Source organism: Longimicrobium sp., from assembly GCA_036377595.1.
In the GTDB taxonomy this organism is placed as follows: Bacteria; Gemmatimonadota; Gemmatimonadetes; order Longimicrobiales; family Longimicrobiaceae; genus Longimicrobium.
In genome coordinates this window covers 1-25,592 of record DASUYB010000097.1, presented here as the reverse complement: position 1 = coordinate 25,592, position 25,592 = coordinate 1, and the positions used below count along the sequence as shown (strand labels likewise).

The 25,592-nt window shown below is 71.4% G+C and carries 22 protein-coding genes; 12 read left to right on the top strand and 10 right to left on the bottom strand.

Annotated elements, in window-relative coordinates; translation table 11 throughout:
* Nucleotides 1-169: 169 nt before the first annotated feature.
* Together VF092_15670 and VF092_15665 are read right to left on the bottom strand one after the other, a co-directional pair.
* Nucleotides 170-1,675: a nitronate monooxygenase gene (locus tag VF092_15670; protein ID HEX6748736.1), complete on the bottom strand. Its 1,506-nt coding sequence runs from the start codon at nucleotides 1,673-1,675 to the stop codon at nucleotides 170-172.
* Between the two features lie 326 nt (nucleotides 1,676-2,001).
* Nucleotides 2,002-3,039 carry an FAD binding domain-containing protein gene (locus VF092_15665; protein HEX6748735.1) on the bottom strand — a complete coding sequence of 346 codons (1,038 nt, stop codon included), beginning with the start codon at nucleotides 3,037-3,039 and terminating at the stop codon, nucleotides 2,002-2,004.
* Between the two features lie 311 nt (nucleotides 3,040-3,350).
* Between VF092_15665 and VF092_15660 the strand changes: the two genes are divergently transcribed.
* The 3 genes from VF092_15660 (at nucleotide 3,351) to VF092_15650 (ending at nucleotide 7,523) form a co-directional block, all read left to right on the top strand.
* On the top strand, nucleotides 3,351-4,781 hold the full coding sequence (locus VF092_15660) for a class II fumarate hydratase (GenBank protein HEX6748734.1): 1,431 nt from the start codon (nucleotides 3,351-3,353) through the stop codon (nucleotides 4,779-4,781).
* A gap of 562 nt (nucleotides 4,782-5,343) precedes the next feature.
* Nucleotides 5,344-6,627 (top strand): alpha/beta fold hydrolase, encoded by a 1,284-nt coding sequence (locus VF092_15655; GenBank protein HEX6748733.1) that lies wholly within the window; start codon nucleotides 5,344-5,346, stop codon nucleotides 6,625-6,627.
* A 38-nt stretch (nucleotides 6,628-6,665) separates the two neighbouring features.
* Nucleotides 6,666-7,523 carry a tryptophan 2,3-dioxygenase family protein gene (locus VF092_15650; GenBank protein ID HEX6748732.1) on the top strand — a complete coding sequence of 286 codons (858 nt, stop codon included), beginning with the start codon at nucleotides 6,666-6,668 and terminating at the stop codon, nucleotides 7,521-7,523.
* A gap of 55 nt (nucleotides 7,524-7,578) precedes the next feature.
* On the opposite strand, the gene VF092_15645 is transcribed toward VF092_15650, so the two are convergent.
* Nucleotides 7,579-8,064, bottom strand: a complete 486-nt coding sequence (locus VF092_15645) for a hypothetical protein (GenBank protein HEX6748731.1) — start codon at nucleotides 8,062-8,064, stop codon at nucleotides 7,579-7,581.
* Nucleotides 8,064-8,381 (bottom strand): hypothetical protein, encoded by a 318-nt coding sequence (locus VF092_15640; protein HEX6748730.1) that lies wholly within the window; start codon nucleotides 8,379-8,381, stop codon nucleotides 8,064-8,066. Before VF092_15640 ends, VF092_15645 begins: the two co-directional genes overlap by 1 nt.
* 437 nt (nucleotides 8,382-8,818) lie before the next feature.
* Between VF092_15640 and VF092_15635 the strand changes: the two genes are divergently transcribed.
* Together VF092_15635 and VF092_15630 are read left to right on the top strand one after the other, a co-directional pair.
* A complete protein-coding gene (locus tag VF092_15635; GenBank protein ID HEX6748729.1) occupies nucleotides 8,819-10,594 on the top strand; it encodes a methyl-accepting chemotaxis protein in 1,776 nt (591 codons plus the stop codon).
* Nucleotides 10,595-10,688: 94 nt separating this feature from the next.
* Nucleotides 10,689-11,456, top strand: coding sequence for an MBL fold metallo-hydrolase (locus VF092_15630; GenBank protein ID HEX6748728.1), 768 nt, complete (start codon nucleotides 10,689-10,691; stop codon nucleotides 11,454-11,456).
* 365 nt (nucleotides 11,457-11,821) lie between these two features.
* Here VF092_15630 and VF092_15625 read toward each other — a convergent pair whose 3' ends face one another.
* Both VF092_15625 and VF092_15620 read right to left on the bottom strand, forming a co-directional pair.
* Entirely contained in the window at nucleotides 11,822-13,252 is a 1,431-nt protein-coding gene (locus tag VF092_15625) for a hypothetical protein (GenBank protein ID HEX6748727.1), read from the bottom strand.
* A 184-nt stretch (nucleotides 13,253-13,436) separates the two neighbouring features.
* Nucleotides 13,437-14,048, bottom strand: coding sequence for a TetR/AcrR family transcriptional regulator (locus VF092_15620; protein HEX6748726.1), 612 nt, complete (start codon nucleotides 14,046-14,048; stop codon nucleotides 13,437-13,439).
* A gap of 81 nt (nucleotides 14,049-14,129) precedes the next feature.
* Here VF092_15620 and VF092_15615 point away from each other — a divergent pair, with 81 nt between their 5' ends.
* Complete coding sequence (locus VF092_15615) at nucleotides 14,130-15,143, top strand: SDR family NAD(P)-dependent oxidoreductase (GenBank protein ID HEX6748725.1); 1,014 nt, start codon at nucleotides 14,130-14,132, stop codon at nucleotides 15,141-15,143.
* A 206-nt stretch (nucleotides 15,144-15,349) separates the two neighbouring features.
* Here VF092_15615 and VF092_15610 read toward each other — a convergent pair whose 3' ends face one another.
* Entirely contained in the window at nucleotides 15,350-16,030 is a 681-nt protein-coding gene (locus VF092_15610) for a TIGR04283 family arsenosugar biosynthesis glycosyltransferase (protein ID HEX6748724.1), read from the bottom strand.
* Nucleotides 16,031-16,229: 199 nt separating this feature from the next.
* Nucleotides 16,230-17,075 carry a hypothetical protein gene (locus VF092_15605; GenBank protein ID HEX6748723.1) on the bottom strand — a complete coding sequence of 282 codons (846 nt, stop codon included), beginning with the start codon at nucleotides 17,073-17,075 and terminating at the stop codon, nucleotides 16,230-16,232.
* Between the two features lie 573 nt (nucleotides 17,076-17,648).
* On the opposite strand from VF092_15605, the gene VF092_15600 reads away from it, so the two are divergent.
* Complete coding sequence (locus tag VF092_15600) at nucleotides 17,649-18,512, top strand: hypothetical protein (protein ID HEX6748722.1); 864 nt, start codon at nucleotides 17,649-17,651, stop codon at nucleotides 18,510-18,512.
* An 82-nt stretch (nucleotides 18,513-18,594) separates the two neighbouring features.
* On the opposite strand, the gene VF092_15595 is transcribed toward VF092_15600, so the two are convergent.
* A complete protein-coding gene (locus VF092_15595; protein ID HEX6748721.1) occupies nucleotides 18,595-19,389 on the bottom strand; it encodes an NRDE family protein in 795 nt (264 codons plus the stop codon).
* Nucleotides 19,390-19,520: 131 nt separating this feature from the next.
* Between VF092_15595 and VF092_15590 the strand changes: the two genes are divergently transcribed.
* Entirely contained in the window at nucleotides 19,521-20,393 is an 873-nt protein-coding gene (locus tag VF092_15590) for a metallophosphoesterase (GenBank protein ID HEX6748720.1), read from the top strand.
* Nucleotides 20,394-20,529: 136 nt separating this feature from the next.
* A complete protein-coding gene (locus VF092_15585; GenBank protein HEX6748719.1) occupies nucleotides 20,530-20,964 on the top strand; it encodes an OsmC family peroxiredoxin in 435 nt (144 codons plus the stop codon).
* Nucleotides 20,965-21,055: 91 nt separating this feature from the next.
* On the opposite strand, the gene VF092_15580 is transcribed toward VF092_15585, so the two are convergent.
* On the bottom strand, nucleotides 21,056-22,423 hold the full coding sequence (locus VF092_15580) for a S41 family peptidase (protein HEX6748718.1): 1,368 nt from the start codon (nucleotides 22,421-22,423) through the stop codon (nucleotides 21,056-21,058).
* Between the two features lie 440 nt (nucleotides 22,424-22,863).
* Here VF092_15580 and VF092_15575 point away from each other — a divergent pair, with 440 nt between their 5' ends.
* The 3 genes from VF092_15575 to VF092_15565 are packed head-to-tail and all read left to right on the top strand — an operon-like array spanning nucleotide 22,864 to nucleotide 25,227.
* Complete coding sequence (locus VF092_15575; protein ID HEX6748717.1) at nucleotides 22,864-23,961, top strand: thiamine pyrophosphate-dependent enzyme; 1,098 nt, start codon at nucleotides 22,864-22,866, stop codon at nucleotides 23,959-23,961.
* Nucleotides 23,961-24,413, top strand: coding sequence for a hypothetical protein (locus tag VF092_15570; protein ID HEX6748716.1), 453 nt, complete (start codon nucleotides 23,961-23,963; stop codon nucleotides 24,411-24,413). Before VF092_15575 ends, VF092_15570 begins: the two co-directional genes overlap by 1 nt.
* Before the next feature lie 7 nt (nucleotides 24,414-24,420).
* Nucleotides 24,421-25,227, top strand: coding sequence for a PPK2 family polyphosphate kinase (locus VF092_15565; protein ID HEX6748715.1), 807 nt, complete (start codon nucleotides 24,421-24,423; stop codon nucleotides 25,225-25,227).
* The last annotated feature ends 365 nt before the right edge of the window (nucleotides 25,228-25,592 follow it).

The window sequence follows — 25,592 nt, the reverse complement described above, 5'->3', positions numbered from 1 at the left end:
CGGGGCAGACTCTCCTGATTTCTCACGCAGAGTCAGCAGTGTCAGCGGAGTCGTCATCTGCTTTTTCTGCTAACCCTGCTGACTCTGCGTGAGAAAAATAGGATGCCTGAAACGGGAACGGGCCCCGCGATATGCGCGAGGCCCGTTCTCGTGTCTGGTGATGCGATCGTCAGCCGACGACCGGCGCGGCGGCGCGGGCGTGCTTCGCCTCGGAGGCGCGCGGGTGGCAGAGGCGCTCGAGGCCGGAGAGCAGCCAGTCGATCACCTCGCCGGCGCTGTAGCCGGCGCGGTCGCTGCCGATGAAGCGGCGGATGTTCTTCAGCTCGTCGCCGCTGGTGATCAGCGGCTTCTCCTCGACGCCCTCGTCGCGCACCTGGCCCATGCCGATGGTGGCGAAGAGCGCATTGCACAGGCACTTGCGGCCGACGGTGTCGTCGCGCTGGCCGCCCTTCTTCACGTACGTCTCTACCGGCTCGGCGGCGCAGCGGTAGTCGATGCGGCCGTCGGCGCGCTTGAACGGCTGGCGCAGGTAGCCCAGGTCGCACACGCGCTCGCGCGCCTCGTAGACCGGCAGCTGCGACACCGTGCCGCCCAGCTGCACCACCTTGAAGGGGAAGCCGGTGGGCGACGCGCGGCCGTCGGTCAGCACGTCGATGGCGTCGTCCTGCGCCTGGCGGATCACGTCGCGCTTGAGCTCGGGCGCGATCCCGCTCTCGTCGCTGTAGGCGAACAGCGTTCCCACCTGCACGCCGGCGGCGCCCGCGTCCAGCGCCTCGGCCAGCTTCTCCGGAGTCCCCGCGCTCCCCGCCAGCCAGAAGGGGAGCCCGTGCTCCTTCATCTTCTCCAGGTCCACCTCGTCGCGCTCGCCGTACAGCGGCTCGCCGCGCTCGTTGTAGACGCCGGACACGCGCGGCGGAGCGTTGTGCCCGCCCGCGGTGGGCGCCTCGATCACGAACCCGTCGACGCGCCCCGTCGCCTTGCGCACCAGCATCGTCGCCAGCGAGTTCGAGGCGATGATGGGGAGGAAGTACGGACGCTTGACGCCGCCCGCCGGCGGCTCGGCGAAGTGCTCGCGCGGGTCGAAGGTCAGCATCTCGCTGTCGTCCTTCACCCCGCTCTCCACGTCGAAGCGGATGGCGGCGGGCTCGTGCGCGGCCATCAGGTCCAGCGCGCCGGGAATCTCCTTGGGGATCCCCGCGCCCATCAGCACGTAGTCGACCCGGGCCAGCATCGCCCCGTAGAGCGTGGCCAGGTTCGGCATCTGCACCTTGGTGAGGAGGTTCACGCCCACCACGCCGTCGTGCCCCTCCTTGGCCAGCCACACCTCCACGAACGACGCCAGCATGGTCAGCTGCTCGCGTACCTTGCTGACCACCTGCTTGTACATCGGGATGGCCTTGTACGGCTCGCCCTCGGCCCTGCCCTCGGGACGGAAGTACTTCCGCAGCACGTCCTCCACCACCTCGGGGAGGGGGAAGTGCGCCATGGCGCGGCGGACGTGCCCGCCGTCGTCGCCGTCCTGGAGGCGGCGCACCAGCACCGTGTCGATGCACGTGCCGGAAACGACGCCCAGCTGCCCTCGCAGGGAGACCGCCTTGGCCAGCACCCAGTTGGACACACCCACGCCCATACCGCCCTGGATGATGAGCGGATGCTCGATCCCGAATGCAGTCATACCCTTGGGGGGAAACAGGTTACCGACCAGCTGACGGAGCCGGGGATGCTCAATTTAGCGGCAAAGTGCGCATGGTGCAAGGACTTAGAGCAATCGAGCCCTTGCATTGAACCCGGCTCAGCGGTCACGGAGTACACCGCAGGACAAGTGCCACCTGGGGATTAGCCCCGTGCGCGCGCCCTCGCGAAAGCGCGATGTCGCCACGCGTCCGCGGGGTTTCGGCCACGGCGCAGAGCATCGCCGGCGATGTCGGACCCTCCCCGGCGCGGCGAGTTCCCGCACCGCCGCACGGCACTCCGCGCAAGATCGTGCAGCGTGCGGCAGCGTCACCGCGCCGGGGCGGCGGCGGACGCGGCCAGCTCCTCGATGGCGCGGCGCACGTAGACGGGGACCATCGCGCGGCGCCAGTCGGCGTCGACGATGATGTTCTCGAGCGGGTGGCACTGCTTGAACGCCTGCGCGCCCACCGCGTCCGCCACGTCGAGCAGGCGGCTGCCGGGGACCACGCGCTCCAGCCCCGTCACCACGCGCGGGCGCGCGCCCAGCGCGGAGACCACGACGGACATCGAGCGCGCGGTCTGGTCCGGCGCCACGTCCGCCGCCACGGCGATGGAGAGCAGCGGAAAGTCCACCGACGCGCGCTGGCGCACCTTGCGATACGCGGTGCGCACGCTCTCCGCGGGGAGGGGGATGCGCACGCGCACCAGCAGTTCGTCGCGGCGGCGCACCGTGTTCCATTCGCCATTCGCGACGAAGAACTCGTCCACCGTCAGCGTGCGCGTCCCCTCCGGCGAGGCGAGGTCCACCACGGCGCCGACGGTGATCAGCACGGGCGGCGTATCGGCGGAGTGCGCGGCGACGCACTTCTTCCCCACCCGCGTGACATGGCAGATGGTGCCGTCCTTCTTGAGGCAGAAGCCCAGCGCCTGCCGCCAGAAGAAGCTCTGGTTGTAGTAGGTGCAGCGCGTGTCGAGGCAGAGGTTGCCGCCGATCGTCCCCGCGTTGCGGATCTGCGGCCCGGCCACGTGCCCCGCCGCGTCCGCCAGCGCGGGGACGATGCGCCGCACGAGGGGATGGCGCGCCACGGCCGTCAGCGTCTCCGCCGCGCCGATCACCAGCTGCGCCGCGTCGGGCGCGCCGTCGTCGACCGGATTCCCTTCCGCGTCGGCGAGGGCGATGCCGTGCATCTCCGCCACGCCCTTGAGCGCGACGAGATGGCGAGGGGTGAAGAGGCGGTGCTTCATGTTCGGCATCAGGTCCGTCCCCCCCGCGATGGGGAGGGCGTCCTCGGCGCCGCCGAGCAGGCCGAGCGCGTCCGCCAGCGTTGACGGGCGGTGATACGTGTATTCGTGGAGCCGGAGCATGGCTTCGCGTCTGCTGAACGATCGTTCGAATGTGGGGAAGATAGGAAGAACAGCGCGTGCGGACTAGGCGGGGCTGCCACGGGATATTCATCCGTACGCGGCGACGGCGGGGGGCGCGCTGCGCGCGCGGCCCCTCATCCCCCCGGCCCCCTTCTCCCGACAGCAGGAGAAGGGGGAGACCTCGGCGCGAGGAGAGGGTTCGGTGCGGATGAGGATGCATCCTGGAATCCCGCAGTTCCGGACTTTCGCGCAACCCACCCGATCCCCATCTTCCCCGCCCGCAACGGCACCCGAACGATTCGAGGACGAAGATGAGCGATACGAGCAACGGCGGCTTCCGCACCGAGAAGGATTCTCTCGGCGAGATGCGGGTTCCCGCCGACGCGCTGTACGGCGCGCAGACGCAGCGCGCGGTCGAGAACTTTCCCATCAGCGGGATCCGCTTTCCGCGGCGGTTCATCCACGCCATGGGCACCATCAAGAAGGCCGCCGCGCAGGCCAACCAGGAGATGGGGCTGCTCGACGCCGGCATCGCCGAGGCCATCGTGCGCGCGGCCGACGAGGTGATCGCGGGAACGCTGGATTCGCAGTTCGTGCTGGACATCTACCAGACGGGAAGCGGCACCAGCACGAACATGAACACCAACGAGGTGATCGGCACCCGCGCCACGCAGCTGCGCGGCGGCGAGGGGCGCGTGCATCCCAACGACCACGTCAACATGGGGCAGAGCTCCAACGACGTGATCCCCACGGCGATGCACGTCTCCGCGCGCGTGGCCATCCACGAGGACCTGGTCCCCGCGCTGGAGCGGCTGCGCTACGCGCTCCTGGCCAAGGCGGACGAGTTCGACGACGTGGTGAAGAGCGGCCGCACCCACCTGATGGACGCGACGCCCGTCCGCCTGGGCCAGGAGTTCGGCGGCTACGCCAGCCAGATCGAGCACGGGATCCGCCGTCTCCGCAACGCGAGCGAGGAGCTCGCGGAGCTGGCGCTGGGCGGCACCGCGGTGGGCACGGGCACCAACGCCGTCCCCGGCTTCCCCGCGAAGACGATCGAGAAGATCTCGTCGCTCACCGGCCTCCCCTTTCGCGAGGCGGAGAACCACTTCGAGGCGCAGGGGGCGAAGGACGCCTACGTCTCCGCGAGCGGCGCGCTGAACACGCTGGCGGTGAGCCTGCTGAAGATCGCCAACGACATCCGCTGGCTGGCGAGCGGGCCGACCTCGGGGCTGGCGGAGATCACGCTCCCCGCCATCCAGCCGGGCTCCAGCATCATGCCGGGGAAGGTGAACCCGGTGATGAGCGAGGCGATGATGATGGTATGCGCGCAGGTGATGGGGAACCACGTGGCGGTGACCGTGGGCGGGCAGCACGGCAACTTCGAGCTGAACGTGATGATGCCGGTGATGGCGCACAACTTCCTGCAGTCGGTGGAGATCCTGGCGAAGGCGTGCGACGCCTTCCGCGCCAACGCGGTGGAGGGGATCGGCGCCAACCGCGAGCGCTGCCGCGAGCTGCTGGAGAAGAACCCGTCCATCGCCACCGCGCTGAACGCCTACATCGGCTACGACGAGGCGGCTTCCGTGGCGAAGGAATCGGCGAAGAACTTCGAGTCGGTGCGCGAGGTGGTGAAGCGCCGCGGCCTGCTGAGCGACGACCAGCTGGACCAGGTGCTGAACGTGCGCGAGATGACGGAGCCCGGCATTCCCGGCGGCGGCGTGGTGGGCGGCGGAGGGGGGTGACGGACCCGGACTTCCGGGCTACGCATCAGCGGGGTCTCTCCAGGAAGAGGGACCCCGCTGTTCGTGATAGAGGGTGCGGGAGGGAGCACCGCCGCGGCCGCCGCCGGCTGCGTCAGTACACGCAGACGCAGTAGACGTTGTAGTCAATCACGCGGCAGTACCCGAAGCTTGCCCCCTCATATTCGACGCACACGAAATCACACATCGCCGGGTCGCATGCCCGGCGAGCGACGGTTTCCCGGCCCTGCGTTTCAGCACTCGCCTGGGCCGCTCCGAACAGCAGTGCCCCGCAAACACCCGCCGCGTACAGCAACGCTCCAGCCCTGTGCGTGTTCATGAGGACCCCCTAGAATTGGAGTTCACACGCGCTTCCAAAACTTTAGATCCGGAAAGGATCGCTTTCAATCTACCAGTGAACGCACTTGATTCGCAACGAACTCGGTGCCCGACAGACTCTCCGGGCACGCTGGTAGTGACGGACATACGCTTGACGGCCACGGGCGGCCCCACGAAGTTCCCGGCTTCGACAACCCCTCGTTGCCTCCGATCCAGGTGCTCCGCCATGCGGATGCTGCTGCCCCTCGCTTTCGTCTGCGCCCTCGCGCCCGGCGCCGAGGCGCAGCGTGGGCTCGAGGGGACGTGGCAGGGCTACTGGATCCGCAGCGGCGACTCGCTGCCCGTGCGGCTCACGGTGCGGCCGGACACGGCGCCGGGCCGGTTCCGCGCCACGTTCGGCTCCGAGCGGCTGCGGGTGAGCGGGATCCCGTTCGCCGAGGCGCGAGTCGACGGCTGCTGCGACGTGACGATGGTGCTCCGCGGCGACCGCACCACCACGACCTTCACCGGGCGCGTGCAGGGAGACTCGCTCGCCGGCACGCTGACCGAGAACGGCGCCGAGGGGCGTTTCGTCTACACGCGCGCGGCCGTTTCGGCGGCGGAGTTCAGCGAGCGGGACGTCACCTTCGCGAACGGGGAGGTACGGCTCGCCGGCACGCTGCTGATGCCCGCGGGCGGAACGCCGGCCGCGGGCGTCGTGTTCCTGCACGGCTCGGGAGGGGAGGGGCGGTTCGCGTCGCGCTTCCTCGCCGAGCAGGCCGCCACGCACGGCGTCGCGGCGCTCATCTTCGACAAGCGCGGCGTCGGGGGTTCGTCCGGCGACTGGCGCACCGCTGCGCCGGACGACCTCGCCCGCGACGCGATTGCCGCGGTGGAATTTCTGGCGGCCCAGCAGGGCATCGACCCGCGCCGCGTCGGCATCCACGGGCACAGCCAGGGCGGGACGCTGGCGCCCATGGTCGCGGCGCTGTCGCCGCGCGTGAGGTTCGTGGTCGCCTCGGCCGCGGCGGGGGTGCCGACGGACTCGGTCGAGCTCTTCAGCATCCTCAACTCGATGCGCTCGTCCACGCAGTCGCCCGCGGACTCGGCGGACGCGGCCCGGTACGTGGCGGAGCTCGTCGACGTCGCGTACCACGGACGCGGCCACGCCCGGCTGGACTCGCTGGCGAACACGTACAGGGACCGGGCGTGGTTCTTCCCGCCGCCACCTCCGGGGAACGTCTACTGGACGTTCTCGCGGGCGTTCGGGCGGTACGACCCGCTCGCCTGGTGGGCCCGGATCCGCGTCCCCGTGCTGCTCGTCTACGGCGGGGACGACCAGCGCGTCCCCGCCCGCGAAAGCGCCGCCCGCATCGCCGCCGCGCTGCGCCGCGCCGGGAACGGCGACGTCACGGTCCGGATCTTCCCGGGAGCGGACCACACCTTCCGGCTCGCTCCCGGCCCCAGCGGATGGCCGTCGACGGCGCCGGACTACCTTCCCACCCTCGTCCACTGGCTTTCCGCGCGATGACGAGCCGCGCGCTCCGCCTCAGATCCCGTGACTGATTCGTGTCGTCCAACGTGACCACCCTCGCCTGCGGGCACCGGCTGCGCGACCCGGCGCAGACGCACTACTGCTCGTACCTGCGGCTGGACGAGCTGCTCCGGCTGCAGCCCGGGCCGGAGGCGGCGCGCCACCCCGACGAGCACCTGTTCGTCGTCACGCACCAGTCGTTCGAGCTGTGGTTCACGCAGCTGCGCACCGACCTGCCGCGCGTGATCGCCGCGCTGCGGCGCGACGACGTGGGGATGGCGACCTGGCTGATGCAGCGCTGCACCGCGGTCGTCCGCATGTTCGCGCCGATGATGCGGGTGCTGGAGACGATGACGCTGGGCGGGTTCTACGCCTTCCGCCACCACCTCGTCCCCGCCAGCGGCGGCGAGAGCGGGCAGTGGCACGAGGTGGAGATCCTGTCCGGCGCGCGCGAGCCCGAGCTGCGGCGCTTCCTCGAGGGCGAACCCGATCCCGACGATCCCGCGAGCCCCATCGTCGGGCTGTGGACGCCGCGGCTGGCAGAGCTGTGGGACGCACCGTCCGTCGCGTCGGAGGCGCGGGCGCTGTTCGAGCGCCGCGAGGTCTCGCCGGCGGACGCGTACGCGGCGTCGCACGCGGGCGCGGAGCACTGGGACCTGGTGCTGCTGGCCGAGGCGCTGCTGGAGTACGACGAGGAGGTGCGGATCTGGCGCTTCGTCCACGCGCGCACCGCCGAGCGCACCATCGGCCCCGACGTGGAGGGCACCGCGGCGACCTCCGGCGTGCGCTACCTGGACCGCATGGCCACCTACCGCGCGTCGTTCTTCCCCTTCCTCTGGGCCGCGCGCGGCGAGCTGTGGGCGCGCACGCAAGGCGGCGATAGCGCCGGGTGATACGGTGTGAGCCAAGCCAGATGGAGTGCCGGGCTGCCGAGCCCTCGCCTCGTGACTACTCGCGGGCGAACTGAAGCGCGATCAGGAACGCGCCCAGCATCCCCAACACGGCGGATACGAGCACCTGCAGAGGGGAGACTTGCTTGCCTGCAGCTATGTCGAGGAAGCTGGAAACGGCCGCTCCGAGAAAAATGCCCCCAACGGAACCCATCAGTGTAAACTTGCGACGGCTTTTTCGCGCAACCAGATAGTCGCTGGCCTGTTGTACATAAGCGGGCGAGATCACGTCCGCCTGATGTCGTCGCGCGATCCGCCGGGACTCGTTCACAAGCTCCATGATGTAGCTGTCGATCCTGAGCTTGAGCTCTTCAAAACCAGGGCTTGAGAACGGCGATGGATCGACATCCGCCAGGAGTTGGTCCGTACGGGTGGCGATCTGCGCGAGTGGACCGGTGGGAATGGGCGCTACTACGACCCGCCCCGAAGGATCTCGGGACGGGTCGGGGGGTTCGGATTCGGGAGGGCTTTCATCCTTGGCCATCAGTGGGATCGCGCAACCGGGTTCAAGCTGCTCTCATCGAGAACTCTATTGTACGTTCGGACGAGCCGGGCTTCCGTCGCGTCCACTTTTTTGCGCCAGCGGTCGGACGTGAGAAGCCTGACGGTGCCGAGGGAAACCAGCGACATGGCTACGACGGCCACACTGACCCAAAGGAGCAACCTGACGAGCCGATCACCGTCGAGAGACGAGAACACCTGAAACTCGCTGAGAAAACCGGCGGCCACGGAGAACCCGAGCACCACTACCTGGCGGAAAATTCGTGACGGCGCCGACGCGCGGGGGGCCATTTTCTTCATCTGGACACTTGCTCCTCGAGAAAATGTCTGGACAGCATAGTGTCCAGAGTATCGCCTGGCAAGAGATTTTTTCGCTCCTCAACGTCATTACAACGGACGTTCTGACGGTGTTTCCGCATCCACGAGCGGATTGATCGCACGTCAAGCGAGCGACCCGCTTGGGGAGCGGCGGGAAGCGGGAGAACGAGGAGGCGGCGCGGCCCACGCGCCGCCTCCTCGCGTCTCCGCATCATCCGGTGACGGGACTGCATCCATCGCCGGAACATTCGTCTCCGCAGGGACTTGGGGCGAGTCCGGCGCGATGGCCGCTTTCACGCAGGGGCATCCGTAACCCGTTCGGAATCCCTATCTTCCCGCCATTCATCCAGTTCCGGTCCACCCACCCGATGCACGGCCACGGCTCCCCGCGGCATCCGCATCGCCCAACCCACCCCGACGTGAGCGCTTCCCGTATCCGCATTCCCGCGGCGGCCGTGCCGCGCCTGTTCGCCGCGCCCGGTCCGGCGCCCGCCGACGCCTCGATCTCCCCGCGCGGCGCGGAGGGACGGCTGCTGGCGGAGAACTACCGCCGCACCGACCGGATGCTGTCCGGGCTGCTGCTGGCGCACGTGCCGCTGTTCGTGGCCCTGGCTTTCCTGCGCGGCACCTGGACCGAGGTGCTGGTGTGGGGGCTTCCCACCGTGGCCGCGGGCGTCACCGTCGCCTGGCTCTGGCGGGGGACGGTGCTGTCGCGGATGACCGTCGCCACGGCGCTGCTCACCCTTTCGGCGCTGATCATCCACCAGACCGGGGGGATGATCGAGATGCACTTCCACATCTTCGCCATCCTGGCGTTCCTGCTGATGTACCGCGACTGGCGGGTGCCGGTGTGGGGCGCCGTGGTGGTGGCCGCGCACCACGTGCTGTTCAACCTGGACCAGGCCTCCGGCGGGCGCCTGATGGTGTTCGGGCACCAGGGCGGATGGGGGATCGTGGCGGTGCACGCCGGCTGGGTGGTGTTCGAGGTGACGATCCTCGTCTACATGGCGCGCCTGCTGGCCTCGGAGACGAGGCAGGCGGACGCGCTGGTGTCGCTGGCGTGGCGCGTGGGGGCGGGCGACCTGGCCGCGCGCGCCGAGCAGGGCGCCGGCGCCGTGGGCGAGGCGGTGGAGGCCATCAACGCGGGAACGGCGCGGCTGGCTTCGTCGCTGCGGGAGATGCGCGGGCGCTCGCGCGAGGTGGCCGACGTGGCGCGCGGGTTCAGCGAGACCGCCGAGCACGTGACCGGCGCGGCCGAGGGCGTGGCCGCGTCGGTGACGCAGGTGGCGGCCGGCGCGCAGGAGCAGGCGCACGCCGCGCAGTCCATCGCCGACGCGCTGGAGCGGATGGGCGAGCGGATCGAAGGGGTGTCGGGGCTGGCGCACCGCGTGTCGGAGCAGTCGGAGCGCGCGGCCGGCGCGGCGCGCGACGGCAGCCGGGTGATCGGCGAGGCGGTGGGCAGCCTGCAGCGCATCCGCGGGACGGTGCTGGAGAGCGCGGAGCGGATCGCCGAGCTGCAGGGCGTGACGGAGCGCATCGGGCGCGTGACCGAGGCGGTGGCGCTCATCGCCAACCAGACCAACCTGCTGGCGCTGAACGCGGCCATCGAGGCGGCGCGCGCGGGCGAGCAGGGGCGCGGCTTTGCCGTGGTGGCCGAGGAGGTGCGCAAGCTGGCGTCGCAGAGCGGCGACTCGGCGCGCGAGGCCGCGGAGCTGATCGCCAGCGTGCAGGTGATGACCGGCCGCGCGGCCGAGAGCATGCGGCGCGGCACCGGCGAGGCGGAGGCCGGCTCGGCGCTGGCGGCGCACGCGGGCGAGGCGCTGGAGCTGATCATGGGCGTGGTGGAGCGCAGCGCCGCCGACGTGGGCCAGATCACCACCGCGGCGCGCGACATCTCGGCGTCGAGCGCGGCGGTGATGGCGGCGGCGGGGCTGAACGGCGCGGGCGGGCAGGGGCTGCTGACGCTGGCGCAGGGGAACGCCGCCGCCGCGCAGGACGCCGCCGCCGCGGTGCAGGAGATCAACGCCAGCATGGAGGAGATGACCGCCAACGCCGAGGACCTGGCCCGCATCGCGCGCGGGCTGCTGGACGAGGCGAGCCGCTTCCGCACCGGCGAGGGCGAGCCCGCGGAGGCACTGGCCAGCGAGGCGCCTGCATCCCCTCAGCCCTCGTCGCTCCTCGAGGCCGCGGCGTAGGATCGACGAACGGAAGACATCGTCCGAGTTGCGGAACAGGCGGAGCGGCGGCGAGAATCAACCCTCGCCGCCGCTCGCCGTTTCGCACCGCCCGATGATCTTCCGACGCCTCCTCCCGGCCTGCTCGCTCGCGCTGTCGCTCACCGGCTGCGCGTATCACCTGGCGCGTATCCAGGAGCCGGGGCGGGCGGTGGCGTTCACGACGGCGGGGCCGTGGCAGAGCATGGTCTACGCGGCCCGCACGGACAGCGGCACCATCGTCGTGGACCTGGGCTGGGTGGGCGCGGGCGCGATGCTGCGGGGGAAGCTGCGCGCCATGGGCGCGGCACCGGGCGACGTGACGGACGTGTTCCTCACGCACAGCCACCGCGACCACATCGCGGCGTGGAAGACGGTGCGCGGCGCGCGCTTCCACCTGTGGATGCCCGAGGCGCCGCTCTTCACCGGCGAGAAGCGGCACGCCGACGTCCCCTCGCGCGCGGGATGGTCGGTGCTCGGGCGAACGGGACCGCGGCCGGGCGAGGTGGACGTGCGCGCGTTCTCGCACGACACCGCGTTCGCCGTCGGGGGCGACACCGTGCGCGCGTACTCCGTGCCGGGACACACCATCGGGAGCGCGGCCTACCTCTTCCGCGGCATCCTGTTCGTGGGCGACGCGGTGGCGCGGAAGCCGCTGCGCGGGTACGGCGGCGCGGACCCGTTCTTCAGCCTGGACACGCGGATGAACCGCCAGAGCCTGATCGGCCTGTTCGCGCGCGTGCCGATGGAGCGGGTGCGCTGGATCTGCAACGCGCACGGCAAGTGCTCGGAGCCCAGCGACCACTTCATCACCAAGGTGACGGGACGGCCGCTGCGGCCTTGATCCGCTGTGGATCGGCGAAAAGGCCCGAAGCATGTCATTCCGAGCGGAGCCGCTGCACCGCCCTCGCGTCGGCACAGAATTCCGGCGGCTCCCGAGGAATCTGTGGCCTGCATCCGAGCGAAAGGCGGACTGTCGCGCGGAAGCCGGCCGCAGATTCCTCAGGCGCCACGGCTCTGGCATGGAGGATCAGGACGGCGCAGCGCCTTCGGAATGACATTCCTTCCTCCATGCACAGTCGATCCGGAGATTTGGTATTACATCTCGCAGTCACCTCTCCCAGTCTGTTTTGGGAGAGGTCGAAAAAACGCGCGGGGCGAGACGGCTGTTACGTCTCGCCCTGCGCGTTTTTTCGGGTGAGGGCCCGCCTACTCCTCCGTCGGCAGCAGCGGCAGGCCGGCGCCGCGGCGGCACTCGCCGACGTAGCCCTCGGCGTCGCGGCAGGCTCGCTCGCGGCCGGCGGCGGTGGCGTTCAGCAGGCCGATCTCCTGGCCCACGGCGTGGTAGCACGACGGCTTGCTGTTGTCCGGCACCATCCTGCAGAAGCTTATCCCGTCCCTCGCGTCCGCCGTCACGTCGACGATGTTCTTCACCACGCCGATGATGCAGAACGGCTGCGCCACGTCCGGCGCCCTGCCGCACAGCCCGATGGCACGCTCGCGGTTGCCGCTGGCCCACGAGTTGGCGTCGCGGCCCAGGGAGATGAAGCAGGTGCGCTGCAACTCCTCGGGCTTCACCGTGCCGCACTTCTCCGCGGCGTCCCTGAAGTCGCCGTTGTTGCGCCAGAGGATGGCCGAGGTCTGCATCAGCCAGCAGGCGTGGCGGTGCTGCACCTTGACGACGTTGCACGGATAGAGCGGGTCTTCCGCGTCCAGCGCCTTGAACGCCGTGGCGCCGCCGTGCTCGCCGTGGTCCATCCCCGCCATGTCGTGCCCTTCGTGGCCCGACATGTCGTGGCCCTCGTGCCCCTTCTGCGCGGAATCGGCCGGGGCGCTCGCGGCACCGTGGTGGCCGGCGTGCTCGTCGACGTCGGCCACCTGCGTGACGGACTGGTGATGCGGCTGCGTGGCGTTGACCACGTTCTCCATGAACGCGCCGCCCCAGCACGCCTGCTTCTCGAAGGTGTCGTTCAGCAGGTCGCACGAGTCGAGGGCGCGGAGCAGGTGGTGCGACTCCACCGCCATCACCCCGTGCCCGATGCCGTGCGCGCACTGGAACTGCAGCCAGCGGCCGGACGCGCTGCGGTAGGGCTGGCAGAGCGCGTTCAGCTTCTGCGACGTCACGCCCGCCTCGCCGCCGCGCTTGTCGGCGAAGTAGGCCTGGATGACGCCGTGATAGCACCCCGACTGGAAGTCGGCCGTGCAGAGCGCGAACGTCTGCCCCACCGTCTCGGCCGAGCGGTACGCGGCGATGCCGATCCCGTGCGCGAACACGTGCCCGTCGCGGGCGATGTTGGAGTCCTGCCCGGCCAGGAGCAGCAGCGCGCCCATGGCCTTGTCGACCCCCGCGGAGTCGATGGACGAGACCAGCGCCTTCTCGACGCACTCCTGGTAGTGCCACGCCGGGCGGCAGTTGCGGCGCGTCCACCCGGCGATGTCGCGGGCGGTGGTCCCGCGCGTCCAGTGCGCGGTGGCCGGGTCGCCGGCGGGCGCGGCGCCCTCGCCGCCGGCGGCGGCCTGGCCGCCGCTGCGCGACGACGAGGCGCACTGCGAGGCAGCCAGCGTGACGGCGGCGCAGGCGGCCACCAGCGCCAGGCTCTTGAGCTTGCGGTGCATGATCGTGCGGTCGGTGTCGTTCATCGGCTGACCTTCTGCCGGCCGGGATCGGAATAGTCGCAACCGCCGCGCCCGCGCGCAATCACGCGGCGCGGCAGCGACTTCCCCGCATCTCCATGGTCCCCGCCGTGACGGGGATGGGTTGCGCGCGTCACGGGAGACGAGGGTGATGACGGCGGATGGGACCCGGCGCGGGGGTGATTGTTCCTCACGCGGAGACGGATGGAGACGGGGCGCGGCGGCGATACGGGGCGAGCAGCGTCTCCAGGTCGCGCCGCACCCAGTCGGCCAGCGGCCCGTCGCGGTGGATGGCCCAGGTGAGGAGCGAGCCGTCGTGCGCGGCCTGCACCGCCGCGGCCAGGCGCGCCGTCCCGTGCACCGCCAGCTCGCCGGCGGCCACGGCGTCGTCGAGCAGCGCGCGGACGCCTGCGCGGACCGCGTCGGACGCCTGGACGGCGAGCGCCAGGAACTCGGGATCGGTGAGGTCCATCTGCAGGAACGCGAGATGGTTGGCCAGCGCCTCGGGCGTCTCGAACCAGCGCGTCCCCGCCACGAGCACGTCCACCAGCGCGGCCAGCGGCGACGTGCCGGACGCGCGCGCCTGCTCGAAGTCCGCTCGGTTCTGCCGCGCGCCGTGGCGGCTGACGGCCAGTAGCAGCCCGCGCTTGGAGCCGAAGCGCTGCACCAGCGTGGCCGGCGCCAGCCCCGCCTCGGCGGCCACGTGCGCCAGCGTCAGCCGCGCGGGGCCGGTGCGGGAGATCGCGCGGATCGCCGCCTCCAGCACCTCGCTGTCCGTCGCCGTCTTCAGCCGTGGGGACATGTGCCTCTTGCGATTCACGAATGATCGTTCATTTATATTACTTCTCCGGAAACCGGATCGCCAGAAGAACGGGAGGTGGAGATGGGAGACGGGAAGCCGCTGAGCGGGAAGATCGCGGTGGTGACGGGCGCGAGCCGCGGCGCCGGACGCGGCATCGCCGCCGTGCTGGGCGAGCGCGGGGCCACGGTCTACGTCACCGGCCGCAGCTCGCGCGAGGCGGAGACGGCCGGCGGCGTGGGCGGCACCATCGAGGACGTGGCCGAGGAGGTGACCGCGCGCGGCGGCGAGGGGATCGCGGTGCGGTGCGACCACACCGACGGCGCGCAGGTGGAGGCGCTGTTCGAGCGCGTCGGCCGCGAGCGCGGGCGCATCGACATCCTGGTGAACAACGTATGGGGCGGCTACGAGCGGATGCACGAGTTCCCCGGCCCGTTCTGGACGCAGCCGGTGGAGGTGCACTGGCGGGGGATGTTCGAGGCCGGCGTGCGCGCCCACCTCCTCGCCGCGCGCCACGGCGTGCCGCTGATGCTGCCGCCGGAGGTGCCGCGAGAGCCGCGGATGGTGGGCATATGCGCGAAGTGCGGGCTCTACATCTGGCAGGGCGAGGCGTGGGAGCCGGGGACGCGCGGGTTCTTCCGCCACGCGTACGACTGCGTGGCGCAGGCCGGGCAGGTGCCCGCGCGGGCGCTGATCGTGAGCACCATCGCGTGGCTGTTCGACCGCTACGTGGGGCACCTGTACTACGACACGAGCAAGGCGGCGGTGGTGCGGATGGCGTGGGGGCTGTCGCGCGAGCTGCGGCGGTTCGGGATCGCGTCGGTGGCGCTGGCGCCGGGGTTCATGCGCACCGAGCGGGTGATGGCGGCGCACGCGCAGCACCCGTTCGACCTGAGCGCCACCGAGAGCCCGGAGTACACCGGCCGCGGCGTGGCCGCGCTGGCGGAGGACGCGGAGGCGATGCGGTGGACAGGCCGCGTGCTGACCGCGGGCGAGCTGGCGCGGATCTACGGCTTCACCGACGTGGACGGCACCCAGCCCGAGCCCTTCCGCGTCCCCGACGACGAGCAGGTGGAGGGGATGAGCGTCACGGGGTGATGGGGTGCTGAGTCCGCCAGGATCGGCAGGTTGAGATACGGCAGGTTGAAACCTGCCGCTGGAACTTCAAGAAGTCCGCCTTCGCGGACTGTGGGGCGGCCTGGTGCACGAGTGCCCGCAATCAAGCCGAAGCCGGTAGTCCGCGAAGGCGGACTTCGTGTGGTTGTTGCCGCGAATTTATTCGCCCCGACCTACCTGCCCGGATGTCACCGGTATCTCTCCGCGAGGTTGGCGGGATCCGCGCCGAGCCAGAATTCCAGGCGCAGGCGCCACATCAGCAGCATCGTGCGGATCACCCCGCGCTGCTCCCAGCGGCGGCTGGAGGTGGTGACGACGTCGCGGAGGCAGAGCGGCGGGCCGAGGCGTTTGAGCGCCTTCGAGAGCGCCACGTCTTCCATCAGCGGGATGTCGGGGAAGCCGCCCGCGCGCTCGAACCAGTCGCGGCGCGCGAAGATCGCCTGGTCGCCCGTGGCGATGCCGGAGAGGCGCGAGCGCACGCCGATCATCCGCTCGATCGCGCGCAGCAGCGGATGGCGGCCGGTCAGCCGCACGTCGAAGCGGCCCCACCCGCGGCCGCTCGTCTCCAATCCCCCGATCACGATGCGGTCCGCGTCCGGCGGCAGGCGCGTGTCGGCGTGGAGGAAGAGGAGCACGTCACCCGTCGCCACCGCGGCGCCGGCGTTCTGCTGGCGCGCGCGGCCGCACCCGGCGGCCAGCACGCGGTCGGCGAGCGGGCGCGCGAGCTCCGCCGTCGCATCCGCGCTGCCGCCGTCGGCGACGATGATCTCGCAACCGCGCGCGCGGAGCGGTTGCAGCGCGCCGAGCGCGGCCTCGATCTCCGCCGCCTCGTTCAGCGTGGGGATGATGATGGAGAGCGGCGGCGGCATCCGGGGAGGGGGGAAGGGGGCGATTGAAATCGCTGCAACAACGACACGAAGTCCGCCTTCGCGGACTACCGGCTTCGGCTCGGACGAGATGATGGTACGCGCGACCAACATCTGCCGGAAAAGTCTGGCTTCGCCGCGAGAAAAAGAAGAGGGACGGCCCGCATCGCGCGCGGCCGTCCCTTCTTCATCCTCCGAAAAGTCAGCGCGGATTGGTCGCCGCGGAGAGGACGCGGGAGCTCACCACCTGGCCGGCGCGGGTCAGCACCAGCTCGATCACGGCGCCGCTCTGGTCGCGCACCTGGCGCACGACCTGGCCCGCGGTGTTCGTCGTCTCGCGCAGCGCGGGGAGCGAGAGCAGGTTCGTGATGGTGCGCGAGCCGACCACGCTCCCCGCCGCGTTCAGCGTGCGCTCCACGATGCTGCCGCCCTGGAGCACGCGCTGCACCGTCTGCCCCGCCGCGTTCACCGTCTGGCTCAGCAGCCCGCCCGGCGCGGTGACGTTGTTCAGCGTGCGCCCGGCCACGCCCACCGTACGGCCGACCACGCCGTTGGGCGCCAGCGCGGTGTTGCCCACGCGGCCGACGACGCCGACCGCCGTGTCGACGGTGCTCAGGACCTGGGTGAGGATCTGCGGGTTGCGGTCGAGGGTGGCCACCACGCGGTTCACCACGCGCGACACGTTGTCGAGATCCACCCACAGGTACGCCTCGGCGCGCACGCCCTCGATGCTCAGCCGCACGCGCTCGATGCCGACGTCGGCGCCGGCGTCGAGCGTCACCAGGTTGGCGGCGTTGGCGGCCAGCGCCAGCCGCGCGCGCAGGTCCTGCACGGTGAGGCCGATGGAGTCGACCGAGAGGTCGGGGACGAGCAGCACCACGTCGTAGTTCGGCGTGCCGGTCTGCGCCGTGGCGAGCGGCGCCGCCGGCTGGCCGGCGGGACGCGCCTGCGCCTGGATGCGCGCGGAGGTCGTATCCTGCTGCGCCATCGCCGTCTGCGCGGACGCGGCGAGCAGCGCGATTGCGGCCAGCACTGCGGGTCCCTTCATCCCCCCACCTCCGGAATCCATGGCCGCCGCCGGGACCGCCCCCGCGGCGTGAACGTCATCCCCATCCCCCACCCCGCCGCGCGGCGAAGCACGGGCCGTGCCGTCCGCCGCTAAGGCCGGGGCGGGGCGCGCACGCTGTCCCCGGCAACGGTCGCGCACGGGCCGCCGCCCGCCAGCGCGAGCGCCGGATCGGCGGAGAGCGCGGCGCGGCGTCCCCGGCGGGCAGCCGAGTACCGCCGCGCTCGCCTGCGGCCGCGTCTCGAAGCGCAGCTCGCGGATGGAGACGCCGGCGCGGATCACCACGTCCGCCCGCCCGGCGGCAGACGTCGTGTCCGCGCGCGCCGAATCTCCACTCGCCGAAACGCAGACCGACGGCGCCGGCTGCTGCGCCCGCGCGGGGATCGCGGCGAGGAGAGGCGCCGTCGCGGCGGCCAGGGCGAGGAGCTGGGTACGCATGTTCACGGCGGGCGGGGCGATCAACTTCCGTGCCTCTCCCGGCATGGTTTCTGCCCGGCGGGTGGCGCCGGACGGCGGCCGACCGGGCCGCGCGCACCGGGACGCGGAAGGGGGAGCATGCGAAGAGGGGCGAGATGGGGAGGGGCGCTCGCGCTTGCGCTGCTGGTGCCCGCGGGGGCGGCCGGCCAGCGCAACCGCGCGCCGCAGCAGGCAGCCGTGCAGGAGTGCGCGCGCTCCGCCGCGGCGCCGGCGAACGTGGCCGCCGGGCAGACGGCGCCGCCCGGGCCCTACCAGGCGTACGACGTGGTGCTGATGGTGCCGGACCTCTGCGTCGAGCGCATCACGCTGGAGGTCAGCAACCTGCAGGCGCGGGTGGCGCTGAACGCGGCCGTGGCCAACCTGGTGCGCGTGCAGGCCGGCGCCGACGTCTCCATCGCCCAGGTGAACGTGGGGATCCGCGGGGTGCACGCCGAGGCGCTGCTGCTGGTCGATCTCGACAACGTGACGCAGATGATCGAGCGCACGCTGACCTTCGTCGACAACCACCCCGAGGTGGTGACGCAGCTGGTCGGCACGGTGAACCGCACCGTGGGCACCGTCGGCGGCATCGCCAACACGGCGCTGCAGCCCGGCGGCGTGGTGGATCGCACGGTCGGCGTCGTGGGGCAGACGCTGGAGAACGTGACCGCGCCGGGCGGCGTCCTCAGCCAGACGGTGAACACGCTGGGGCAGACGGTGCAGACCACGCTCGACGCGTCCGGCAACCTGGTCGAGCGGACGCTGGGCACCGCCGGGCAGGTGGTGGGGACGCGCACGCTGGGGGCGATCACCAGCCTTCCCGTGGTCGGGCAGACGACGAACCAGGCGGGGCAGATCGTGCGCACGGTACGCACCGCGTCGGGCGCGCTGATCGAGTACACGGTGGACCAGGCGGGACGCGTAACCGGCGCCCGTCCGGCGCAGCAGCCTACGCAGCCGTAGAAGATCGATCTCACGCGGAGACGCGGAGGAGCCTGGCTGCCCCTCCGCGTCTCCGCGTCTCCGCGTGAGAAATCCAATCCGTTCAGGGAGATGGAGATGCGGCGGGCTCGCCGATGCGGAAGCGGTGGCGAACCTCGCTCCACTCGTCGGCGGACGGGAGGGTCGTCGTCCGCTCCGTGAGGCTCACCTCACCGTCGCGGCCGAGGAGGAGGACGGTGGAGCAGCGCGTGCCGTACTCGGGCGTGGCGATGAAGGCGCTGGAGAGCGCCCGCTCGCGCTCGGGCTCGATCCCCGTGGACGGCAGATCGGTGTCGGACGCGGGGTCGCGGCGGGCGAGCGAGGCGAAGAGGCGGGCCTCCATCTCGTCCGCGGGGCCGGCCAGCGCGTCGCGGAGGTCGGCCTTCCCGCTCACCACCTTGGGCCACGGCGTGTCGAGCAGGTGGTTGCTCAGCCCGTAGACGCCCGGCGGCAGCGTCCGCGCGCCCGCCGCGCGGTTGGAGAACCAGGCCAGCGTCGCCCCGTCGAACAGCAGCAGGTTGAAGCCGTTGAACGTCGGCGCGATGGGCATCAGCCCCGCCGCGTAGCCGAGCGTGGGCGCGCGGCTGATGAGGAAGTTGGCGACGAGGAACCCGCGCGACGGCGCGCCGACACGGTACGCCTGCGGCTCGCGGAAGTTGGTGACGGCGGCGAAGCGGCCCGTGCGCGTCACCCCCATCCACGTCCCCCCGTCGCGCAGGTCGCGGCCGGCGAGGACGTGGGGCGCATCCTGCCACCAGTCCGCCGGCGCGGTGGGACGCGCGTAGAACTCGTCGCGGTTGGCGCCGACGACCAGGCGATACTCGGGGTGCGAATCCCAGGCGAGCAGGACCAGGCACATGGGGATGCGGTGCGCGGGAGCGGAGGATAGCTTCGGTGCGAGGAATCTAGCGGACGCCGCTCTGTCCCACACGGTGCCGCCGAGGCGCATCATCCCACGCAATCCCCGACGCGACGCACCCGGGCCGCAGCATGCAGCGCATCTCCATCCCCCTGCTGTTGATCTCCCTGATCGTGCTGGCCGCCTGCCAGGGCGAGGAGCGCCGCCCCGGCCCGCCGCCGCACACCTCGCTCGTGGCCGCGGGCGACATCGCCGGGTGCTGGTGGCGCAGCGACGGGGCCACTGCGCGCCTGCTGGACCACATCGGCGGCGTGGTGGCGCCGCTGGGCGACAACGTGTACCAGGGCGGCACGCCGGCGCAGTACCGCGACTGCTACGGGCCCACCTGGGGCCGGCACAAGGCGCGCACGCGGCCGGCGGTCGGCAACCACGACATGCGCACGGACCACGGCGGCCCGTACTACGACTACTTCGGCGCCGCGGCCGGGCCGCGCGGCAAGGGGTGGTACAGCTACGACCTGGAGGGGTGGCACGTCGTCGTCCTCAACAGCGAGACCGCGATGGACTCCGCGTCGGAGCAGGCGGCGTGGCTGCGCGGCGATCTCCAGGCCCACCCCGTGAAGTGCACGCTCGTCTACATGCACCGCCCGCGCTTCAGCTCGGGCGACCACGGCGAGTCGGAGCGGGTGAAGTACGCGTTCCGCGCGATGTACGCGGGCGGCGTGGACGTGCTGCTCTCCGGCCACGACCACGTGTACGAGCGCTTCCTGCCGCAGGACCCCGACGGGCACCCCGACCAGCAGCGCGGCATCCGGCAGTTCGTCGTAGGCACCGGCGGCGCGCCGTTCTACGACTTCCGCGAGAAGCTCGAGCCCAACAGCGAGGTGCACCAGAACAAGGTGCACGGCGTGCTGCGCCTCGTCTTCCGCCCCGACGGCTACGACTGGGAGTTCGTGGGCGTGAACGACCGCTTCAGCGACAGCGGCCACGGCGCCTGCCACTGAGTTGCGGGGGGATAGGGGACAGGGAGCGGCGGGCTGGCCCGGTCCCGGGGCGCTGGGTACATTCCCCGCCCCGCGCGCGGTCGGCGGAGGGCCGCGCGGGCGGATGATCAGGAACCGTGAGACGAGGGAGGCGGGGATGCCGACACGCAACGCGAGCGCCGTCTGGGAAGGCGGGCTGCAGGGGGGGAACGGGCGGTTCGAGGGGGAGAGCGGCGCGATCGGGGGAAGCTACTCGTTCGGCTCGCGCTTCGGCGACGCGGGCGGCACCAACCCCGAAGAGCTGCTGGCGGCGGCCGAGGCGGCGTGCTTCAGCATGGCGCTGTCGGCGGGGCTGGAGAAGGCCGGCCACGCGCCCACCCGCGTGGAGACGCGCGCCGCCTGCACCGTGGAGAAGGTGGGCGACGGCTTCGGGATCACCACCATGAAGCTGCGCACGCGCGCCGTGGTGCCGGGGATCGACGAGGCGCAGTTCCAGGAGATCGCCAACGGCACCAAGAGCGGCTGCCCGGTCAGCAAGGCGCTCGCCGGCGTCGACATCCAGCTCGAGGCCACGCTCGAATCCTCATCCTGAGATCCTGAAAAGAAGTCTCACGCAGAGGGCGCAGAGGTCGCAGAGAACCGATCAGGCCTCTGCGACCTCTGCGCCCTCTGCGTGAGTCCAATCAGTTCGTCTTCTGGTACGTCGTCGTCGACCCGCTGGCGGTGCGGACGACCAGCGCGGTGACGGCGCCGGATGCGTCGCGGACGAAGCCGACGCGCTCCGTCCCCGTGGGCGCGAACTCCGTCGCGGAGAGCGCGGTCAGCGGCTCGGTGGGGCGGTCGGCGCGGCGCTGGTACAGCAGCCGGCCGCCGTCCACCGTCACCACGCGCGTGCCGTAGGTGCCGGCGTACGCGGCCAGCTCCGCCGCCGAAACGGCCAGCGGGTGCAGCGCCGCCTCCACCACCTCGCGCGTCCACGCCAGCTCCGCCTTCCGCCGCGCGTCCGTCTCCCGCTCGCCCAGCGTCTTCAGCGCGTCGGCGTGCGCGGCCGCAAGCGCGTCCTCCGCCCGCACGGCGATGTCGGGCTGCACGCCGGCGCCCTCCCATCCCCGCCCCGTCGCGGGATAGAACGCGCTGCCGATGGAGATGGAGATTCCCATCTCGTCTGTCAGCGGGAAGATCATGTTGTTGTAGCCGCCGCCCCCGGTGCGCGTCCCCACCGTCTTCGCGCGGCCGGCGGACTGCAGGGTGAACGCGAACGCCTCGGCGGCCGAGAAGGAGCGCGTGCTGGTGAGGACGTAGACGGGGATGTCCAGCCGCTTCGCGCCGCCGACGGGTCCGGAGACGTTGCGCATGGTGTCACCCATGATGCGCGTGTAGTTCCACACCAGCTTCGTTCCGTCGGAGAGAAAGTAGCTCGCGACGTAGTCCGCCATCTCGTCGCCGCCGCCGTTGCGGCGCAGGTCCACGATCAGCACGTCGACGTGGGAGAGGAACGCCATCGCCGCGTCGATCGCCCTGGTGGCCTCGGGCGCGGAGGTGAAGCCCGTGATCTCCAGGTAGCCCACGTTGCCGTCCAGCCGGTCGACGCGGGTGAAGCCGTAGTTCTGCCGGCGCATGGCCGCCACCTCCTCGGCCGACGGCTCGGGGCGCGGGCCGTCGCCGCGCAGCGGGTTGCCGTTGCGCCACGCCGCCAGCATCGCAGCCGCGGCCGAGCCCGGCGCGGGGCGGTACGCGGCGTACAGGTGGCCGTCGTGGTTGAACGCCTGCATCTCGCGCGTCAGGATCTCGCCGAGCTGCTCCTCGGTGCGCGCGCCGTCGAACGCGCCGGAGGCCAGGCGCGCGCGCAGGTGCGCGGCCAGCATCTGCCCCGTGTCGGCGAAGGCGTAGTTCGAGGCCAGCAGCTTCGCCGCGCTGTCGACCACGGCGCGGCGGGTGGCGGCGTCCAGCGCCCGCGAGGGCTGAGCCGCCGGCTTCGGCGCCTGAGCGGCGAGCGGTGCCGTCATCGCCACGGAGGTCAGGGCGATGGAGAGGAGGGTGCGGATGCGCATCGTCGTGTATCGGTTCGGAGATTCGGGTTCGTCGGGAAGCTTGCGCCACGTACGGTAGCGGACGGGGATTGGTTGCACGTCGCCGCCGGATGGTTGGATGGGGGGATGAACGGCTAACGGTCGGCTAATACTCGTCTTCACCGGGCTTGGGACAGGCGGGTAAACCCGCGGCTGGAACATTGGAAAGCCTCGCAAACTGCGCGAGGCTTCAACCGCATGCGGTCGCGGCGGCAGCGCGGAATGGTCGGCCCTCGTGCACGGCGACCGCGACCGCAGCCTGCGCAGCAGGCTTCCCAATGTTCCAGCCCGCGGGTTTACCCGCCCGTACGGATCACGCCCGTCCCGATATCCGGCACGCGCACCCGCCATTGCGCCATCCCCCGGCGCCGCGGTATGCTCCGGTGCATCCCATCTCCTTGAACCGCCTGCCGTTGCTTGTGATGAAGCGCTTCGCCGCCTACGACCCGCCCGAGTACCTGGACTGGACCCCCGATCCCGACCTCCTCCGCCAGTACCGCGAGCGGATCGACGCCGACCCCGCGCGCCGCGAGGTGATCCGCGCGCTGGACCAGGACGCGCTGCTGGCCATCTACGCCGGCCTGCTGCGCAACCGGCTGCACGACGTGGCGCTCAAGCGCTGGGTGAAGAACGGGGTGATCTCCAAGGCCTGGCTGGGCGTGGGCGAGGAGGCGGTGACCATCGGCCCCGTGCACGCGCTGCGGCGCACCGGCGAGGACCGCGACGTCGTGGCCCCCATGATCCGCAACGCGGGCGCCTGCCACGAGATGGGGATGCCCGTCGCCGAGATCTTCCGCACCTACCTGGGCACCTCCGACAGCCCCAGCGGCGGCCGCGACCTGCACGTGGGTGACCTGGAGTACGGCGTCCTCCCGCCCATCTCCAACATCGGCGACGTGCCGCCGGTGATCGCCGGCGTCGCGCTCTCCTTCCTGCAGCGCGGGCAGGACCGCGTGGGGATGACCTGGATCGGCGACGGCTCCACCAAGAACGCGGGGATCCACGAGGCCATCAACTTCGCCGGCGTGAAGCGGCTGCCGGTGATCTTCATCATCCAGAACAACCAGGTGGCGCTGGGGACGAGGGTGGGCGTGCACTCCGCCGGCGCGTTCGACGACTGGCCGGCGATGTACGGCGTGGCCGGCGGGCGATTCGACGGCAACCACGTGCTCGACGCGTTCGCCGCCGCGCGCCTGGCCGCCGACCGCGCGCGCGCCGGCGAGGGCGCCACACTCCTGGTCACCGACACCTTCCGCATGGGCGGCCACGCCACGCACGACGAGCGCGAGGCCCGCAGCCTCTTCCCCCCCGAAACCTTCCGCGATTGGGGGAAGCGCGACCCGGTGGGGATGTTCGAGGCGTGGCTGGAGGGCGAGGGCGTCGGCCGCGACGTGCTGGAGCGCATCGAGGCCGAGGTCACCGCCGAGGTCGACGCCGCCGCCGAGGAGGCGCTGAAGAGCCGGGAAGCGGCGATGCCCGCGGGCGAAACGGCCGAGCTCGGCGTCTACGCCACCGCGTGATGGGCGCCGAGGCCCCCGCCGGCGGGATCGCCGATCCGCACGCCGAGCCGCTGGCGTTGTGGAGCCCACGGCAGCGGCGGTTCACGAAGATCGTGGCGATCAGCGGGGTGGGAGCGTGGATCGCTTACCACGTCGCGCTGTCGCTCTGCGATCCGTGGGCGCTGGGGACGGACGTGGAGCTCTCCATCTTCGCGCTGGTGGGCCAGGCGATCCAGCTCGTGGGCTACCTGGCCGTCGCGAACGTCGCCTACGACCTCGCCCGGCTGGCCGGGCGGTGGATGGGCCCTCGCCAGGCCGGGCGCTTCCGGCGGCTCGCGTACGTGCTGGGGGTGACGGTCTGCGCCGCGCTGCCGTGGTACGTCCCCGCCGATGCGGCGGTGTTCTGCCTCACCACGCACGTCCCGCCGCCCGAGGCGCTGGCCCCGCCGGCGGCGAGTCCACCCTTGTCGTGAGGACGGGATGAAGCTGAAGCCGGTGAAGCAGCGCGAGCGCATCCGCCTGCGCGACGCCGAGGCCGCGCGCCCCGACGGGCTGCCCGACGACGATGTGCTGGAGGAGAAGACGCGGCAGCTGGGCGAGCGGCTCGAGCGCTACCAGGCCGCGCTCTACGCCGAGGCGAAGCGCGCGCTCCTGGTCGTCTTCCAGGCGCGCGACGCGGGCGGAAAGGACGGCGCCATCAAGCGCGTGTTCGGCCCGCTCAATCCGCAGGGGTCGTACGTGCAGAGCTTCAAGGCGCCATCGGAGGACGAGCTGGCGCACGACTACCTCTGGCGCGTGCACAACTTCGTCCCGCAGAAGGGCTACATCGGCATCTTCAACCGCTCGCACTACGAGGACGTGCTGGTGCCGCGCGTGCAGGAGCTCGTCCCCCCGAAGGTGTGGAAGAGGCGCTTCCGGCAGATCAACGACTTCGAGCGGATGCTGGCGGAGAACGGCATCACCATCCTCAAGTTCTTCCTGCACGTGTCGAGGGACGAGCAGAAGAAGCGCTTCCTGGAGCGGCTGGACGATCCGGCGAAGAACTGGAAGTTCCGCCCCGGCGACCTGGACGCGCGCGCGAAGTGGCGCGAGTACAGCCGCGCCTACGCCGACGTGATCTCGCGCTGCAGCACGCCGTGGGCGCCGTGGTTCATCGTTCCCGCCGACGACAAGCGCGTGCGCGACTACCTGGTCGCCCGCACCGTCGTCCGCGCGTTGCGGCGGATGGACCCGCAGTTCCCGAAGGCGGATCCGGAGGTGCTCGCGTGGCGGGAGAAGATCGAGTGAGGGCGGAGATCGCGACGGGCCGACATCCGACAGGCGGGTAAACCCGCGGCTCGAACATTGGGAAGCCTGCTGCGCAGGCTGCGGCATCGAGATTCGCGCCGTCACATCGCCCGGATGCAGTTGAAGCCTCGCGCGGTTTGCGAGGCTTTTCGTCGTTGTTGCCGCGGGTTTGCCCGCCCGGACCGATGCCGGCCATCGCGGGTGATACCAGGTCCGGGTGAAGGATTGGTGCGTTTCCCCGAATCTCGTGCTGCCGCGATGATAGATCCTTCGGCCTGCAACCACTTGCGCAGACGCTGATTACAGTCTGGCCGGCCTCAGGATGACGTCATCGTGGAACCGATCGGGGTGCATCAACCAAATTC